The organism is Methylibium sp. Root1272 (assembly GCF_001425905.1).
Classification (GTDB): Bacteria; Pseudomonadota; Gammaproteobacteria; order Burkholderiales; family Burkholderiaceae_C; genus Methylibium.
In genome coordinates, this window is sequence record NZ_LMDY01000001.1 from 316599 (window position 1) to 331424 (window position 14826).

The following is a 14826-nucleotide window of genomic DNA, read 5'->3' on the forward strand; positions in this document are numbered from 1 at the left end:
CGAGGGGGGCCGTCCCTGGCCGCTGGCAGCCCGGCGCCGACCGAGACGCGACACGTGGCGGTTCGTGATCTATACGCCGCCATGCTCGCCGAGCGTGGCTACACAAGCGACGCGGCACAGCTGAGCGCGCTCGACGCGCTGGAGCGTTGCGAGAACGAGTGGGCCGACTACAAGGCACGCCGCAGCAATGCGGTGAGCAAGCTGCTGCGCCGCCCGCCGATCCCGCGCGGCGTCTACATGTATGGTGGTGTCGGGCGCGGCAAGAGCTTCCTGATGGACTGCTTCTTCCAGTCGGTGCCGCTGGTGCGCAAGACACGGCTGCACTTCCACGAGTTCATGCGCGAGGTGCACCGCGAGCTGCAGGAGCTCAAGGGCACGGCCGACCCGCTGGACGAACTGGGCAGCCGCATTGCGCGGCGCTTCCGGTTGATCTGCTTCGACGAGTTCCACGTGGCCGACGTGACCGACGCGATGATCCTGCACCGGCTGCTGGCGGCGCTGTTCGCCAACCGCGTCAGCATCGTCACGACGTCCAACTTCCACCCCGACGGCCTCTACCCCAACGGCCTGCACCGCGACCGCATCCTGCCGGCGATCGAGTTGCTCAAGGACAGGCTGGAAGTGATCAACGTCGACGCCGGTGTCGACTACCGCCAGCGCACGCTGGAGGGCGTGGCGCTTTACCACGTGCCGCTCGGACCGGCGGCCGATGCAGCGCTGACCGAGACCTTCGAGCGCCTCGCCGAGGCCAAGGACGAGGATCCGGTGCTCAACATCGAGCAGCGGACGATCCGTGCGCGCCGACGCGCCGGCGGCGTGGTGTGGTTCGACTTCAAGACCTTGTGCGGCGGCCCGCGCTCGCAGAACGACTACCTCGAGCTGGCCTCGCAGTTCCACACCGTGCTGCTGTCCGACGTGCCCGAGATGCCGCCACGGCTGGCGTCCGAGGCACGGCGGTTCACCTGGCTGGTCGACGTGCTCTACGATCGGCGCGTGAAACTCGTGATGTCTGCGGCCGTGCCGCCCGAACAGCTCTACACCGACGGACCACTGGCCCATGAATTCCCACGTACCGTGTCGCGCCTGACCGAGATGCAGTCGGCCGAGTTCCTGGCGCTGTCGCGGCGGGAAGTCGACACGAGCCTGACCTGATGCACACGCGCCTCGCCGGCTTTCTACGCTGCAGCGTCGTCGCCCTGGTGACGATCGGCGCGGCGTTCGTGTCGCGGGGTGAGGCCGGTGCCTCCGACACGGCATTGCGTGAACGCCTGTCCACCGAGCGCCGGCAGGTCGAGCGCGACTATGCTGCGCAGGAGCGCGAGTGCGGGCAGCGCTTTCTCGTGACGGCGTGTGTCGACGCCGCCAAGGCGCAGCGCCGAGACGCGCTGAAGCGCCTGAGTACACGCGAGGCGGCGCTCGACGACGCGGAGCGGACGCGGCGGGCCGCGGCCCGTCAGCAGCACATCGACGCCAAGCTGGAGCGCCAGATGCGCGACCGTGAGGAGCGCGCCTCGGCGCCGCTGATTCCCTTCGACGCCGCGAGTGCGGCGATCCGCACGCCGGCGGCGCGCACGCCGCCGCGCACGCCGACATCCACGCCGCCGATCGACGAAGCCCAGCGGCGCGCCGACGAACAGCGCTCTCGCACCGAGTACGAGACCCGGCAGCGCCAGGTCGAGGCAAGGCAGCAAGCCGCGGCCCAGCGCCAGGCGCAACGGGCTGGGTCGCGCAAGCCGCCTGCGGCGCCGCTGCCGCCGATCGAGGGGGCGTCCGCGCCCTGAGCGATGGTCAGGCCGCGTCCGGGGCGTGGCCCGACGACGCGGTCCAAGCGCCGAGCTTCCTGTTCAGCCCAGCGCTTCGACCCGCACCAGCGCCAGCGACAGGTTGTCGCCGCCCCCGCGGGCCCGGTGCCGGGCCTTGCCGACCAGCATCTCGCTGGCCTCGCGTGGCGACAGCGTGTGCACGATCGCGCCAAGTTCGCGCGGCGTGAAGTAATGCCACAAGCCGTCGCTGCAGGCCAACAGCGTGTCGCCGATTTCGAGCGACGCGATGTGGCTCAGCGTCAGCGGCGGGTCCTGCTGCGTGCCGAGGCAGCCGGTCAACAGGTTCGATTGCGGGTGTGTGTTCGCCTCGTCTTCGGTGATCTGACCTTCGTCAACCAGGCGCTGCACGAAGGAGTGGTCCACCGTGCGGCTGACCAGCTCGGCGCCGCGGAAGTGGTAGATGCGCGAGTCGCCGGCGTGGATCACGTCGCAGGCGCGCGAGGCGCTGATCAGGAAGGCAGCCAGCGTGCTGTGCGGCTCTTCCTCGGCGGTGATCGCCGTGAGCTTGATCATCAGGTGCGACTCGAGCACCAGCTGCTTCAGCGTCTCGGAGGGGGTGTCGCGGCTCGGCGTGTAGCGCTCGAACAGTTGCTGGGCCGTGAGCAGCACCTGGTCGGCGGCCTTGCGCCCGCCGCTCTTGCCGCCCATGCCGTCCGCGACGACGGCCAACACGCAACCCGGCACCCGTGGATGAGGCAGCACGCCGACCTGGTCTTGCTGGTACGCGCGATCGCCGCGGTGCAGGCCGGTGGCGGCGGCAAGTCGATAACCCGGGGGCGCAGTACTCATCCGAAAACTATAATCTCCATTGCCATGCGAACCAATGGCAGGCTTGCATCGGCATCAAGGCCTGTTGACATCCAGATTGCGGCTGTGCAACCCCCGATGGACGACAACCTGCATTCACCGCAACGCCGGCTGATCGAATTGCGCATCGAGCATGGCGATCTCGACAGCCTGATCGACCAGGCGTCCATCGAGCGGCCCCTCGACGAATTGACGCTCAGGCGCCTCAAGAAGCGCCGCCTCGCCCTGCGGGACCAGATCGCCACACTGGAAATGCGCCTCAGCCCACCCGAGCCGGCATGAGCCCGACGCACGGCCGCCCGAAGGCGGGCGACATCCCCGTGGGGGATCGGGAGCGGCCCGCGGCCGCGAGCGCGGGGCGGTCATGAGTTCGGCCGACGGCTTGCGCAGCGAGCTGCAGGCGGCGGTGAGCGCGGCCTTCGCGCTCGGCGGGCCGCTGCAGCGGGCCGATGCGCAGTACCGCGAGCGCGGTGCCCAACTGGAACTCGCCGCCGCAGTGGCTGATGCGATCGATGCGCGCGAGGTGCTGGTGGCCGAGGCCGGCACCGGCGTCGGCAAGACCTTCGCCTACCTGGTGCCGGCACTGCTGGCCGGGCACCGCACGTTGATCAGCACCGCGACCAAGAGCCTGCAGGACCAGCTCTACCTGCGGGATCTGCCGCGGCTGCGCGACGTGCTGGCCTTGCCGGTCAGCGTGGCCTTGCTGAAGGGACGCAGCAGCTACCTGTGTCTGCAGCGACTGGTGCAGGCCCGGGAGGCGACGGCGCTGCCCGACCGCTACGCCGCGCGCACGCTGGCGAAGATCGAGCAATGGGCGCAGCGCACCGTGAGCGGCGACCTGGCCGAACTCGACGGTCTGGACGAGCGCTCGTCGGTGATTCCGCTAGTGACCTCGACGCGCGAGAACTGCCTCGGCAGCGAATGCCCGGAATATCGAGGCTGCCATGTGATGAAGGCGCGCCGCGAGGCGATGGCGGCCGACCTGGTGGTGGTCAACCACCACCTGTTCTTCGCCGATCTGTCCTTGCGCGACACCGGCATGGCCGAACTGCTGCCCTCGGTCGACGTGGCGGTGTTCGACGAAGCGCATCAACTCGCCGAGGCGGGCGTGGCCTTCCTCGGCAGCACGCTGGGCAGCGCCCAGGTGGTCGATTTCGCGCGCGACATGCTGGCTGTCGGCCTGGGTCAGGCGCGTGGCCTGCAGCCCTGGCAGGAGCTGGCGGCGGGTTGCGACCGCGCGGCGCGCGAGCTGCGGCTGGCGGCCGCAGGGCCCTTGCGCGAGGTGCGGGGCAGCCTGAAGCTGCGCTGGGCCGATCGCGCCGACCGGGCCGATTTCATCGAGACGCTCGCCGCGTTGGGGCAGGCGTGTCGGAGCGCGGCCGACGCGCTCGACGTCGTGGTGGAGATGTCTCCCGATCTGGCCAAGCTCGCGGAGCGGGCATCGACGCTGGCCGCCCGTGCGGCCGGTTTCGGCCTCGAGGCCGAGCCGGGGCGCGTGCGCTGGATCGACCTCACGCCGCAGGGGCTGCGGCTGGTGGAGTCGCCGCTCGACGTGCGCGACGCGATGCGCGAGCAGATCGCCGCCGCTCCGAAGGCCTGGATCTTCACGTCGGCCACGCTGGGAGCCGACGAGCGGCTCACCTGGTTCACCGAACAGGCCGGGCTGGAGACGGCGCGCACGCTGCGCGTCGACAGCCCCTTCGACTATCCGATGCACGCGCGGCTCTTTGTCCCCACGCATTTCCCGAAGCCGAACGAGCCAGGTCACACCGCATCGGTCGCACGCCTGGCAGCGGCCTGTGCGCGGGCGGCGGGCGGACGGACTTTCGTGCTGACGACGACCCTGCGTGCGCTGGCTGGCGTGGGCGAGGCGCTGCAGGCCGACTTCGAGGGCGATGCGGAGCCGATCACCGTGCTGATGCAGGGCAGCGTGCCCAAGCGCCAGTTGCTGCAGCGATTTCTCGACACACCGCGCGCGGTGCTGGTCGGCTCGCAGAGCTTCTGGGAAGGCATCGACGTGCCCGGCGAGGCGCTGCAGTGCGTGATCATCGACAAGCTGCCGTTTCCGCCGCCGAACGATCCGCTGGTCGAGGCGCGCGTGAAGCGGCTCGAGAGCGAAGGGCGCAACCCGTTCAACGACTACTTCGTGGCCGAGGCCGCGGTCTCGCTGAAGCAGGGCGCCGGCCGGCTGATCCGCAGCGAGAGCGATCGCGGCCTGCTGGTGGTGTGCGACCCCCGCATGAGCACGATGGGCTATGGACAGCGCCTGAGGGCCGCCTTGCCGCCGATGCAGGTGCTGCGCGAGGAAGCGCAGGCGCTGGCGTGGCTGGCCGAGATCTCGAAGGCCGCGCCGGCCTGGGCTTGAGGCGGCGGGATCAGGGCCGCGGGCCCGGCCGCCCGATCACCAGATCTGCCACCAGGGCTTGTCGGCCGTCTCGAAGCCGTCCTTCACGTAGCGCGAATCCGGGAAGCTGGTCTGCAGGACGCGCTGGGCATCGTCGCGCAGTTCGGTCAGTCCGAGCTTGTCGTAGCTGATGCCCAGGATGTAGAGCGCCTCTTCAGCCGCCGGAGCGCGCTGGAACTCCTGCACGGCCTGCTGGGCGCGGTTGGCCGCGGCCACGTAGGCGCCGCGGCGATAGTAGTAGCGAGCCACGTGGACCTCGTAGGCGGCCAGCGTGTTGACGATGTAGTTCATGCGCAGTTGCGCATCCGGTGTGTACTTGGAATTGGGGTACTGCAGCGTCAGCTGGCGGAAGCTCTGGTAGGCGTCGCGCGCCGCCTGCTGGTCGCGCTCCGAGAGATCCTGGCGCGCCAACCCGCCCAGGAGGCCGAGGTTCTCGTTGAAGTTGATCAGGCCCTGCAGGTAGTAGGCATAGTCGATCGCCGGGCTGCTGGGGTGCAGCTTGATGAAGCGTTCGATCGTGGACAGGGCCTGGGCCTTTTCGTTCGTCTTGTAGTACGCGTAGGCGAGGTCGATCTGCGTCTGCTGCGCCTGCTGGGTGCCGGCGGTGCGCGCCTCGAGCTTCTCGTACAGCTTGGAGGCACGCTCCCAGTTGCCGTTGGCGGCTTCCTCGCGCGCCTCTTCGTACAATTTGTCGGTGCTCTTGCCGGCAAACTCGTCCTTCGGGCCACCGGCACATCCGATCAGTCCGATGCTGGCGGCCGCCAGCACCACGGCCAGGGTCGCGCGCCATCCGGCGGCAGAGCTCATACGCATCGCGGTCATCACCAGCAGGCGGCGCCGGGGCGACCGCAGTTGAAGGAACAGCAAAATTATATGGGTGCTCCCTTGCGCCAGACCGCGACCACCGAGCCGGCCGAGGCCGACGAGCCCGCCGAACCGCTGGCTGGCGATGCCGAGCAACGCCAGGCGCGGGTCGATGCCGGGGCACACGGCGAGCGCCTCGATCGCTGGCTGGCGACGCTGGCGGGCGAGTTCTCCCGCAACCACCTGCAGACGCTGATCGAGGGCGGGCAGGTCCGCATCGACGGGCAGGCCGTCACCGCCCGCGCACGGCGCGTCAGCGCGGGCCAGCAGATCGAGATCACGCTGCTGCCCACGCCCGAGAGCCAGGCCTTCCGGCCCGAGCCGGTGGCGCTGTCGGTGGTGTTCGAGGACGCCCATCTGCTGGTGATCGACAAGCCGGCCGGCCTGGTGGTGCACCCGGCGCCCGGCAATTGGTCGGGCACCGTGCTCAATGGCCTGCTGGCGCATCACGCCGGCGCGGCGGCGCTGCCGCGGGCCGGCATCGTGCACCGGCTCGACAAGGACACCAGCGGCCTGATGGTGGTGGCCAAGACGCTGCCGGCCATGACGTCGCTGGTGCGCGCGATCGCCGCGCGGGAGGTCCACCGCGAGTACCTGGCACTGGCGCATGGCGTGCTGCGCCAGGCCGCCTTCAGCATCGACGCGCCGATCGGCCGCGATCCGGTGTCGCGCATCAAGATGGCCGTCCTGTCGGGTGGCCGGACGGCGCGTACCGACGTCGAGCTGATCGCGGCGCGCGACGCCGTCAGTGCGGTGCGCTGCACGCTGCACACCGGCCGGACGCACCAGATCCGGGTGCACATGGCCTCGCGGGGCCACGCGTTGCTGGCCGATGTGCTCTATGGCGGCCGCGAGGGCCTGGGGATGACCCGGCAGGCACTGCACGCGCACCGGCTGGGTTTCGTGCACCCGGCGAGCCTGCAGGCCGTCGAGTTCAGTGCCGGCCTGCCCGACGACCTGCGTGCGGCTTGGCGACAGGTCGCGGTCGAGCCGCCCGCGCCCGGGTCCGATGCAGATACAATCGCTGCGCAGGGCTGATGCAGCCCTCGCCGGTGGCCGATGAGGGCCCGACCGGCTCCGACCACCGCAGGTCCTCCCCGAGTTCAGCCGCACCCCGGCTCCGGCCGGCCTCTGCGGCCGAGACACTCGCCGCACCTGCAGTGCAGACAGCACACAGAAGGCACCCCGGTTCCCTTGCACGCCGGCACCCAGTCGGCCAAGACGACAGACGGATTCGATGAACACACAGGATGCAAAGCGCGTCCTCGAGACGGCGCTCATCTGCGCGCAGCAGCCGCTGCCGCTGCGCGAGTTGCGCACGCTGTTCGATGACCAACTCGGCCCCGACACCTTGCGCGTCCTGCTCGACGAGCTGGCACGCGACTGGGAGGACCGCGGCGTGGAGCTCGTGGCGGTGGCCAACGGCTGGCGTTTCCAGAGCCGTCCGGAGCTGCGCGAGTACCTCGACCGGCTGCATCCCGAGAAACCGCCGCGCTACACCCGCGCGACGCTCGAGACGCTGGCGATCATCGCCTACCGCCAACCCGTGACGCGCGGCGACATCGAGGACATCCGCGGCGTCACTGTCAACAGCCAGTTGCTCAAGCAGCTCGAGGACCGCGGCTGGATCGAAGCCATCGGGCACCGCGAGACGCCGGGCCGTCCGGCGCTGTTCGCGACAACGCGGCAGTTCCTCGACGACCTCGGACTGGCCACGCTCGAGCAGTTGCCCGCCCTCGATGGCGCACCGGCGGTGACGATGCTGGTCGATGCCTTGCCGGGCCAGGTCTCGCTGCTCGACGCGCCGACCGATGCGGCCCTGCCGGGCGAGGACGATCCCGTACCCCCGCGGCCGAGCCTCGACGCCGTGCAGACCGAGTCGCTCGAGTGGCCGGACGAAGCGGCCGTTGCTGATGACGAGGCTGCCGCCGCAGCCACCTCCATGGCTGCGCCGGAGGCCCCCGCCTCGACCGCAGAACTTCCCACGCCGCCGGCCGATGCCGGCACGGAACCCCTGACATGAATTCGAACGACACCCCGTCCAGCGATACGCAGCCCGATGCCACGCCGCCCACCGGCGACGACAGTGCGGCTGCCGCGCCGGTCAAGCGACGCACGCGCAAGCCCGCGGCAGCCGCGGCCGAAAGCGCGGCCGCGGTAGAGGTGACGGCCGCGGTCGACGCCGATGCCGGCACGGAGGCGCCGAAGGCGCCGCGGCGGCGCAAGCCCAAGGCCGACGCGGCCGTTGCGGATGCGGCGGAGGCCGTCGCGCCACCCGTTGCTGTCGATGCGCCAGCGGAGATCGAAGCCCGACCGGCGCCCGTCGAGCGGCAGACGGCAGCCGCGGTGCCGGCCATCGCCGAAGCGGCCGACGGAAGAGGCGCCACTGGCGAACCGGCCGAACCCGGTGAAGCGGCCGAAGCGGGTGCGGCCGCCGGCGACGAGTCGGGTGAGCGCGGCCGTCGTGGCCGCAACCGGCGCCGGGGCCGCAAGGATCGCGTCGGCGGCGAGGCGGCGGGCGCCGAGGGCTCGGCCGAGCCCGGCACCGAACGTCCGCCCCAGGCGCCGCGACCGGCGCTGGATCCGGCCCTGGTGGTGGAGCGATTCGAGGAAGTACTGTCCGGTGCCTACGATGCCGAGCCGCCCGAGCCGGACGACGAAGCCAGCGTCGAGCAGTCGACCAAGCGCGTGCTGCGTCCGGAACCCGAAGCGCCGAAGTTGCACAAGGTGCTGGCGCAGTCGGGCATCGGTTCGCGCCGCGACATGGAGCAGTTCATCCTGGACGGCAAGGTCACGGTCAACGACGAGGTCGCCCATGTCGGCATGCGCATCTCCTACGGCGACCGCATCGCCGTCGACGGCAAGCCGGTGCGCCTGCGGATCCAGCCGGGTCCGGCGCGGCTGCTGGCCTATCACAAGCCGACCGGCGAAGTGGTCACGCTGAACGATCCGGAAGGTCGCCCCACGGTGTTCCGCCGCCTGCCGCGCCTGCAGCAGGGCAAGTGGCAATCGGTCGGTCGACTGGACATCAACACCGAGGGCCTGCTGCTGTTCACCAACTCGGGTGAACTGGCGAACCAGCTGATGCATCCGCGCTTCGGTGTCGAGCGCGAGTACGCGGTGCGCGTGTTGGGCAGCCTGAACGAGGAACAGCGCGCGAAGCTGCTCGAGGGCGTGGAGATCGATGGCCAGACCGCCGGCTTCAAGAGCATCGAGGAGGGCGGTGGCGAAGGCGCGAACCGCTGGTACCGCGTGGTCATCACCGAAGGGCGCAACCGCGAGGTGCGCAAGCTGTTCGACAAGGTCGGGCTGGCCGTGAGCCGGCTGATCCGCATCCGCTACGGCACCGTGGTGCTCCCGCGCGGCCTCAAGCGCGGCGTCTGGGTCGAACTCGACGATCAGGACCTGCGCGCGATCCGCCAGCTGGCCAGCGGCGGCCGTGGCCAGGCCGCACCGGGCGAGGCCCGCGACAACCAGGGCAACCGCGAACAGCGGCGCAACAACGGCCGCAACGGGAAGCCCGACCGGAACGGTCGCGGGCCGCAGCAGGCCGGTCCCCGCCCACAGCAAGGCCAGGGTGGCGCCGAGCGCGGCCCCCGCCGCGAACCGCGCGAGCAGCGGTCCGCCGAGTCCGCGCCCGACACCGACGGCGCGGGAGAGGAAGACTTCGGCCGCATCCCCAATCCGCTGGAGCAGACCTTCGACCGTCGCTTCGCGAAGGGCCCGCGCCGGGGTGGTGCCCAGGGCTTCGGGCATGGCGGCTCGCAGGCGGATCACGATGTCGGCGGTCCGCCCGGAACCATTCCGAACCCGCTGGAACAGACCTTCGACAAGCGCTTCGTCAAGGGCTCGCAGCGCATCAATGCCGGCTTCGGCCGGCACGATGCGCACCAGCCTGACCAGGGTGGCGCCAAGAAGGGAGGGCCGAAGCAGCCCGATCCGATGCAGACCTCGGTCGGCTACATCGGCGCGGATGCCTACTTCAACAAGGCCGGCGGCAAGCGGGGCGGCGGTGGCGGTCGCGGCGGCCAGGGAGGCCGTAGCGGCGGTGGTGGGGGCGGGGGCGGTGGTGGGGGCCGCGGACCGCGGCGCTGAGACCGCGCGTGACATCGAGGCGCCGACCTCAAGCGCTACAATTCAAGGTTCTGCTAAATCATTGATTCCGGAGAATAAATATGGCGATCGAACGCACCTTGTCCATCATCAAGCCTGACGCCGTTGCCAAGAACGTGATCGGTCAGATCTATGCCCGTTTCGAGGGCGCGGGCCTGAAGATCGTGGCGGCCAAGCTGGTTCACCTGTCGCGCGGCGAGGCCGAGCAGTTCTATGCCGTGCACAAGGCGCGTCCCTTCTTCAAGGACCTGGTCGAGTTCATGATCTCGGGCCCGGTGATGATCCAGGCGCTCGAAGGCGAGGGCGCGATCGCCAAGAACCGCGAGCTGATGGGTGCCACCGATCCGAAGAAGGCCGAGAAGGGCACCATCCGTGCCGACTTCGCCGACAGCATCGACGCCAACGCCGTGCACGGCTCGGACGCCCCGGAGACCGCAGCGGTCGAGGTGGCGTTCTTCTTCCCGGGCATGAACGTCTACAGCCGCTGAGCGATCGCGGGGCGCCGAGCGTCCCGACGGTCCGATCGGTGCATCCCATGACTGCGGCCAACCTGCTCGAATTCGATCTCGACGCGCTGGCCGCTTTCTGCGAGCAGCTCGGTGAGAAGCGCTTTCGCGCCACGCAGTTGTTCCGCTGGATCCACCAGAAGGGTGCGCGCGACTTCGCGCAGATGTCCGACCTGGCGAAGTCGCTGCGCGAGAAGCTCGCGGGGCGCGCAACGATCCAGCCGCTCGCGGTGCTGAGCGAGCATGTGTCTGCCGATGGCACGGTCAAGTGGTTGTTCGACGTCGGCGGCGGCAACGCCGTCGAGACGGTGTTCATCCCCGAGGATGACCGCGGCACGCTGTGCATCTCGTCCCAGGCCGGCTGTGCAGTCGGCTGCCGTTTCTGCTCGACCGGGCACCAGGGCTTCAGCCGCAACCTGTCGACCGGCGAGATCGTTGCCCAGCTCTGGCATGCCGAGCACCAGCTGCGCGGGCGGCTGGGCACGACCGAGCGGGTCATCAGCAACGTCGTGATGATGGGCATGGGCGAGCCGCTGCAGAACTATGCCGCGCTGCTGCCGGCGCTGCGCGTGATGCTCGACGACCACGGCTACGGCCTGTCGCGCCGTCGTGTCACGGTGTCCACCTCCGGCGTGGTGCCGATGATCGACCGTTTGCGCGAGGACTGCCCGGTGGCCCTGGCGGTGTCGCTGCACGCGCCGACCGACGCACTGCGCGACGATCTCGTGCCGCTCAATCGCAAGTACCCGATCGCGGAGTTGCTCGAGGCCTGCCAGCGCTACCTCGAGGCGGCACCGCGCGACTTCATCACCTTCGAGTACTGCATGCTCGACGGCGTCAACGACAGCGAGGCGCAGGCGCGCGAGCTGCTGCGCCTCGTCGGCGAGCGTGGGCCGGTCGGGCGCGTGCCCTGCAAGATCAACCTCATTCCCTTCAACCCTTTCCCCGCTTCGGGGCTGACGAGGTCGTCGTCGGCGCGCGTGCAGGCCTTTGCGAAGCTGCTGGTCGACGGGGGCCTGGTCACCACGGTGCGCAGGACGCGGGGTGACGACATCGACGCCGCCTGCGGCCAGCTGGCCGGCGAAGTGCAGGACCGCACCAATGCGCGCTCGCGGATGCAGCGGGCGCCGATTGCCATCCAGCCGATCGACAGCGTGGTGCAGCGCCGGACAGGCGCCGCACCGTCGGGTTCAGCCACGGAGACGACACGATGATTCGGGACGGATGGTCGAGGGACGCGACGCGGTGGATGCTGCTCGCTGCGCTGTTGTGCCTCGGCGCCTGGAACTCGGTCCACGCACAGGGCCGGTCCAACGACTTCGGCCGCGGCAATCCGACCGCCGGTTCGGACGAGGAATCCGACGCATCGAAGCGTGCGCGCATCCGCCTCGACCTCGCGGGAGCCTATTTTTCCGAAGGACGCCTGGAGAACGCACTGTCGGAGGTAAAGCTGGCGCTGGCCTCGAACCCCGACCTGCCGCAGGCGCTGAACCTGCAGGGCCTGGTGCTGGCCGCGCTCGGTGAAGAACAGAAGGCCGAGGACAGCTTCAAGCGCGCGCTGCAACTGGCGTCCACCGACGGCGACGTGATGCACAACTACGGCTGGTTCCTGTGCCAGCGCGGCCGCTACCCGGAGGCGGAGAAACTGTTCCAGCGCGCCGTGACGACGCCGCAGTACCGCACGCCGAACCGGACCTTCCTGGTGCAGGGCATCTGCGAGGCACGCGCCGGCCAGCTCGATCTCGCCGAGCTGACCCTCAAGCGCGCCTACGAACTCGAGCCGGCCAACCCGGCGATCGCGATGAACCTGGCCGACGTGCTGTACCGCCGCGGCGAGTACGAACGGGCGCGCTTCTACGTGCGCCGTGTTAACAACAACACCGAGCTGCGCAGCGCCGAGACGCTGTGGCTCGCGGCACGCATCGAGAACCGCCTCGCCAACCCGCAGGGTGTGCGCGATCTGGGCAACCAGCTGCGATCGAGCTATCCGAATTCCCGCGAGGCGGCATCGTTCGAGCGAGGAACGTTCGATGAGTGAGGGGACGGTCGACACCAGCCCGCCGGCGACGACCGCAGGGCGGTTGCTGCGTGCGGCGCGGGAAGCGCAGGGCCTGCACCTCGCGGTGCTCGCGGCCTCGCTGAAGGTCACGCCGCAGAAGCTCGAGGCGATCGAGAACGACCGTCTCGAGCTGCTGCCCGACGCCACCTTCGCTCGCGCTCTGGCGCAGAGCATGTGCAGGGCGCTGAAGATCGACGCCGAACCGGTGCTGTCGCGCCTGCCCCAAGCTGCCTCCGCCGGGCGTGGGCTCGACCACGTGGCGCGCGGCCTCAATCAGCCCTTCCACGACCGCGGCGTTCCGAGCGACGGGGTCGAATGGCAGCACTTCCTGAGCCCGCCGCTGGTCGCGGCCGCGTTTCTGGTGCTGGCGGCGGCGGCCGTCTACCTGCTGCCGGCGGGCTGGGTGGGTCGGCTGCTGCCGGCCGATGCCGGCGCATCGGCGGCCGCCGAGAACGCCGCCAGCAGCCCGGACGCTGCGGGCAGCGTCGTGTCGCTGGAGACGGCCACGCCGCAGGCCGCGTCGTCCGAAGCCGTGCCTGCATCGGCGGCATCGCTAGCGGGACAGGCGGGAGCCGATGCGGCGCCGCCGGGCTCGGCCGTGATCGACACCGTGTTCTCGGCCCCGGTGGACACAGCGGCGTCGGCATCGGCCGCCGGCGGCTTGTTGACGATGCGGGCCGTGGCGGAGTCCTGGGTCGAGGTGCGCGATGCGAAGGGCCAGGTGCTGCTGTCGCGCACACTGGCAGCCGGTGAGGCGGCAGGCCTGGACGGACCCTTGCCGCTGCACGTGACCGTGGGCAATGCCGAAGGCACACAGCTCGTCTTTCGCGGCCAACCGGTCGTGTTGAGTGCGTCGACGCGCGACAACGTCGCGCGCCTGGAGTTGAAATGAACAGGCCAGTAGCGTCCGAAGAATCCGGCAGCGACGCCGAGGCGATCGACGTGGTGCAGCCGGCGGCCCGCCGTTCACTGCAGGCGCGCGTCGTCTGGGGCAGCAACGTGGTCACGGTCGGTGGCGACGCCCCCGTGCGCGTGCAGTCGATGACCAACACCGACACCGTCGACGCGATCGAGACTGCGATCCAGGTCAAGGAGCTGGCGCTGGCGGGCTCGGAGCTGGTGCGCATCACGGTCAACACGCCGGAGGCGGCCCAGGCTGTGCCGCACGTGCGCGAGCAGCTCGACCGCATGGGCATCTCGGTGCCGCTGATCGGCGATTTCCACTACAACGGCCATCGTCTGCTGACCGAGTTCCCGGACTGTGCGGCCGCGCTGTCGAAGTACCGCATCAACCCCGGCAACGTGGGCAAGGGCGACAAGCGGGATCGCCAGTTCGCCATGATGATCGAGGCCGCGTTGCGCCACGACAAGCCGGTGCGCATCGGCGTCAACTGGGGCAGCCTCGACCAGGAGCTGCTGGTGGCACTGATGGACGAGAACGCCGCTCGCGCGCAGCCCTGGGACGCCAAGCAGGTGATGTACCACGCGCTGATCAGCTCGGCGCTGCAGTCGGCCTCGTATGCGCGCGAGCTGGGCATGGACCCATCCCAGATCCTGATCAGTTGCAAGGTCAGCGGCGTACAGGACCTGGTGAGCGTCTACCGTGCGCTGGCCAGGCGCTGTGACTACCCGCTGCACCTCGGGCTCACCGAGGCTGGCATGGGCACCAAGGGCACCGTCGCGTCGACCGCGGCACTGGCGATGCTGTTGCAGGACGGCATCGGCGACACCATCCGTGTCAGCCTCACGCCTCAGCCCGGCGAGTCCCGTACGCAGGAAGTGGTGGTGGCGCTCGAGATCCTGCAGTCACTCGGCCTGCGTGCCTTCAATCCCAGCGTCACCGCCTGCCCGGGCTGTGGCCGCACCACCAGCACCACCTTCCAGGAACTGGCCAAGCAGATCGATGATTTCCTGCGGGCGCAGATGCCGGTCTGGAAGGCACGCTATCCAGGTGTCGAGAACATGAAGGTGGCGGTGATGGGCTGCATCGTCAACGGCCCCGGCGAAAGCAAGCATGCCGATATCGGCATCAGCCTGCCCGGCACCGGCGAGGCGCCGGCCGCGCCGGTGTTCATCGATGGCGAGAAGGCGATGACCTTGCGCGGCGAGGGCATCGCACGCGAATTCCAGAACGTCGTCGAGAACTATATCGAGCGCCGCTACGGCAGCATCACCGCCGCGCATTGACGTGGCGAGCCGGCGCACCCCGCGGGTGTGCCCAGCGAACCGGCCGCGGCCGGCCTGAATCCT

General features: G+C 70.0%; 14 protein-coding genes. 12 read left to right on the top strand and 2 right to left on the bottom strand.

The genetic code is table 11. From position 1 onward, the window contains the following. The first annotated feature begins 54 nt into the window (after positions 1-54). Both zapE and ASC67_RS01455 read left to right on the top strand, forming a co-directional pair. Positions 55-1152, top strand: coding sequence for a cell division protein ZapE (gene zapE / locus ASC67_RS01450; RefSeq protein ID WP_056314534.1), 1098 nt, complete (start codon positions 55-57; stop codon positions 1150-1152). After that, positions 1152-1781 carry a hypothetical protein gene (locus ASC67_RS01455; protein WP_056314535.1) on the top strand — a complete coding sequence of 210 codons (630 nt, stop codon included), beginning with the start codon at positions 1152-1154 and terminating at the stop codon, positions 1779-1781. Before zapE ends, ASC67_RS01455 begins: the two co-directional genes overlap by 1 nt. Positions 1782-1844: 63 nt before the next feature. Here the strand turns inward: ASC67_RS01455 and ASC67_RS01460 are convergent, their stop codons facing one another. After that, on the bottom strand, positions 1845-2612 hold the full coding sequence (locus ASC67_RS01460; protein ID WP_056314536.1) for a PP2C family serine/threonine-protein phosphatase: 768 nt from the start codon (positions 2610-2612) through the stop codon (positions 1845-1847). Between the two features lie 96 nt (positions 2613-2708). On the opposite strand from ASC67_RS01460, the gene ASC67_RS01465 reads away from it, so the two are divergent. Continuing rightward, the gene (locus tag ASC67_RS01465; RefSeq protein WP_056314537.1) at positions 2709-2912 is read left to right on the top strand and encodes a YdcH family protein; all 204 of its coding nucleotides are present in this window, start codon (positions 2709-2711) and stop codon (positions 2910-2912) included. 82 nt (positions 2913-2994) lie between these two features. Next, positions 2995-4995: an ATP-dependent DNA helicase gene (locus tag ASC67_RS01470; protein ID WP_056314538.1), complete on the top strand. Its 2001-nt coding sequence runs from the start codon at positions 2995-2997 to the stop codon at positions 4993-4995. Between the two features lie 36 nt (positions 4996-5031). On the opposite strand, the gene ASC67_RS01475 is transcribed toward ASC67_RS01470, so the two are convergent. Continuing rightward, positions 5032-5841 carry an outer membrane protein assembly factor BamD gene (locus ASC67_RS01475; protein ID WP_056315101.1) on the bottom strand — a complete coding sequence of 270 codons (810 nt, stop codon included), beginning with the start codon at positions 5839-5841 and terminating at the stop codon, positions 5032-5034. Between the two features lie 66 nt (positions 5842-5907). Between ASC67_RS01475 and ASC67_RS01480 the strand changes: the two genes are divergently transcribed. The 8 genes from ASC67_RS01480 to ispG all read left to right on the top strand — a co-directional run bounded on the left by ASC67_RS01480 (position 5908) and on the right by ispG (position 14763). Next, entirely contained in the window at positions 5908-6936 is a 1029-nt protein-coding gene (locus ASC67_RS01480) for an RluA family pseudouridine synthase (RefSeq protein ID WP_156466613.1), read from the top strand. Positions 6937-7135: 199 nt separating this feature from the next. Next, on the top strand, positions 7136-7921 hold the full coding sequence (gene scpB, locus ASC67_RS01485) for an SMC-Scp complex subunit ScpB (RefSeq protein WP_056314539.1): 786 nt from the start codon (positions 7136-7138) through the stop codon (positions 7919-7921). Continuing rightward, positions 7918-9993, top strand: coding sequence for a pseudouridine synthase (locus tag ASC67_RS01490; RefSeq protein WP_056314540.1), 2076 nt, complete (start codon positions 7918-7920; stop codon positions 9991-9993). The genes scpB and ASC67_RS01490 overlap by 4 nt, the downstream gene beginning before the upstream one ends. Positions 9994-10073: 80 nt before the next feature. Beyond that, positions 10074-10499 carry a nucleoside-diphosphate kinase gene (ndk, locus tag ASC67_RS01495; RefSeq protein ID WP_011829595.1) on the top strand — a complete coding sequence of 142 codons (426 nt, stop codon included), beginning with the start codon at positions 10074-10076 and terminating at the stop codon, positions 10497-10499. 47 nt (positions 10500-10546) lie between these two features. Continuing rightward, a complete protein-coding gene (gene rlmN / locus ASC67_RS01500) occupies positions 10547-11731 on the top strand; it encodes a 23S rRNA (adenine(2503)-C(2))-methyltransferase RlmN (protein ID WP_056314541.1) in 1185 nt (394 codons plus the stop codon). Then, positions 11728-12555: a type IV pilus biogenesis/stability protein PilW gene (pilW, locus tag ASC67_RS01505; RefSeq protein ID WP_056314542.1), complete on the top strand. Its 828-nt coding sequence runs from the start codon at positions 11728-11730 to the stop codon at positions 12553-12555. The genes rlmN and pilW overlap by 4 nt, the downstream gene beginning before the upstream one ends. Further along, on the top strand, positions 12548-13468 hold the full coding sequence (locus ASC67_RS01510) for a RodZ domain-containing protein (protein WP_056314543.1): 921 nt from the start codon (positions 12548-12550) through the stop codon (positions 13466-13468). Before pilW ends, ASC67_RS01510 begins: the two co-directional genes overlap by 8 nt. Next, positions 13465-14763, top strand: a complete 1299-nt coding sequence (ispG, locus tag ASC67_RS01515) for a flavodoxin-dependent (E)-4-hydroxy-3-methylbut-2-enyl-diphosphate synthase (RefSeq protein ID WP_200946762.1) — start codon at positions 13465-13467, stop codon at positions 14761-14763. Before ASC67_RS01510 ends, ispG begins: the two co-directional genes overlap by 4 nt. The last annotated feature ends 63 nt before the right edge of the window (positions 14764-14826 follow it).

Excerpts from the sequence above, each read along its gene's own strand:
- scpB (WP_056314539.1), top strand. The coding sequence starts at position 7,136 with ATGAACACACAGGATGCAAAGCGCGTCCTCGAGACGGCGCTCATCTGC.
- ndk (WP_011829595.1), top strand. The coding sequence starts at position 10,074 with ATGGCGATCGAACGCACCTTGTCCATCATCAAGCCTGACGCCGTTGCC.
- ASC67_RS01460 (WP_056314536.1), bottom strand. The coding sequence starts at position 2,612 with ATGAGTACTGCGCCCCCGGGTTATCGACTTGCCGCCGCCACCGGCCTG.
- ASC67_RS01480 (WP_156466613.1), top strand. The coding sequence starts at position 5,908 with ATGGGTGCTCCCTTGCGCCAGACCGCGACCACCGAGCCGGCCGAGGCC.
- ASC67_RS01510 (WP_056314543.1), top strand. The coding sequence starts at position 12,548 with ATGAGTGAGGGGACGGTCGACACCAGCCCGCCGGCGACGACCGCAGGG.
- ASC67_RS01465 (WP_056314537.1), top strand. The coding sequence starts at position 2,709 with ATGGACGACAACCTGCATTCACCGCAACGCCGGCTGATCGAATTGCGC.
- ASC67_RS01455 (WP_056314535.1), top strand. The coding sequence starts at position 1,152 with ATGCACACGCGCCTCGCCGGCTTTCTACGCTGCAGCGTCGTCGCCCTG.
- ASC67_RS01490 (WP_056314540.1), top strand. The coding sequence starts at position 7,918 with ATGAATTCGAACGACACCCCGTCCAGCGATACGCAGCCCGATGCCACG.
- pilW (WP_056314542.1), top strand. The coding sequence starts at position 11,728 with ATGATTCGGGACGGATGGTCGAGGGACGCGACGCGGTGGATGCTGCTC.
- ASC67_RS01475 (WP_056315101.1), bottom strand. The coding sequence starts at position 5,841 with ATGAGCTCTGCCGCCGGATGGCGCGCGACCCTGGCCGTGGTGCTGGCG.
- ASC67_RS01470 (WP_056314538.1), top strand. The coding sequence starts at position 2,995 with ATGAGTTCGGCCGACGGCTTGCGCAGCGAGCTGCAGGCGGCGGTGAGC.
- rlmN (WP_056314541.1), top strand. The coding sequence starts at position 10,547 with ATGACTGCGGCCAACCTGCTCGAATTCGATCTCGACGCGCTGGCCGCT.
- ispG (WP_200946762.1), top strand. The coding sequence starts at position 13,465 with ATGAACAGGCCAGTAGCGTCCGAAGAATCCGGCAGCGACGCCGAGGCG.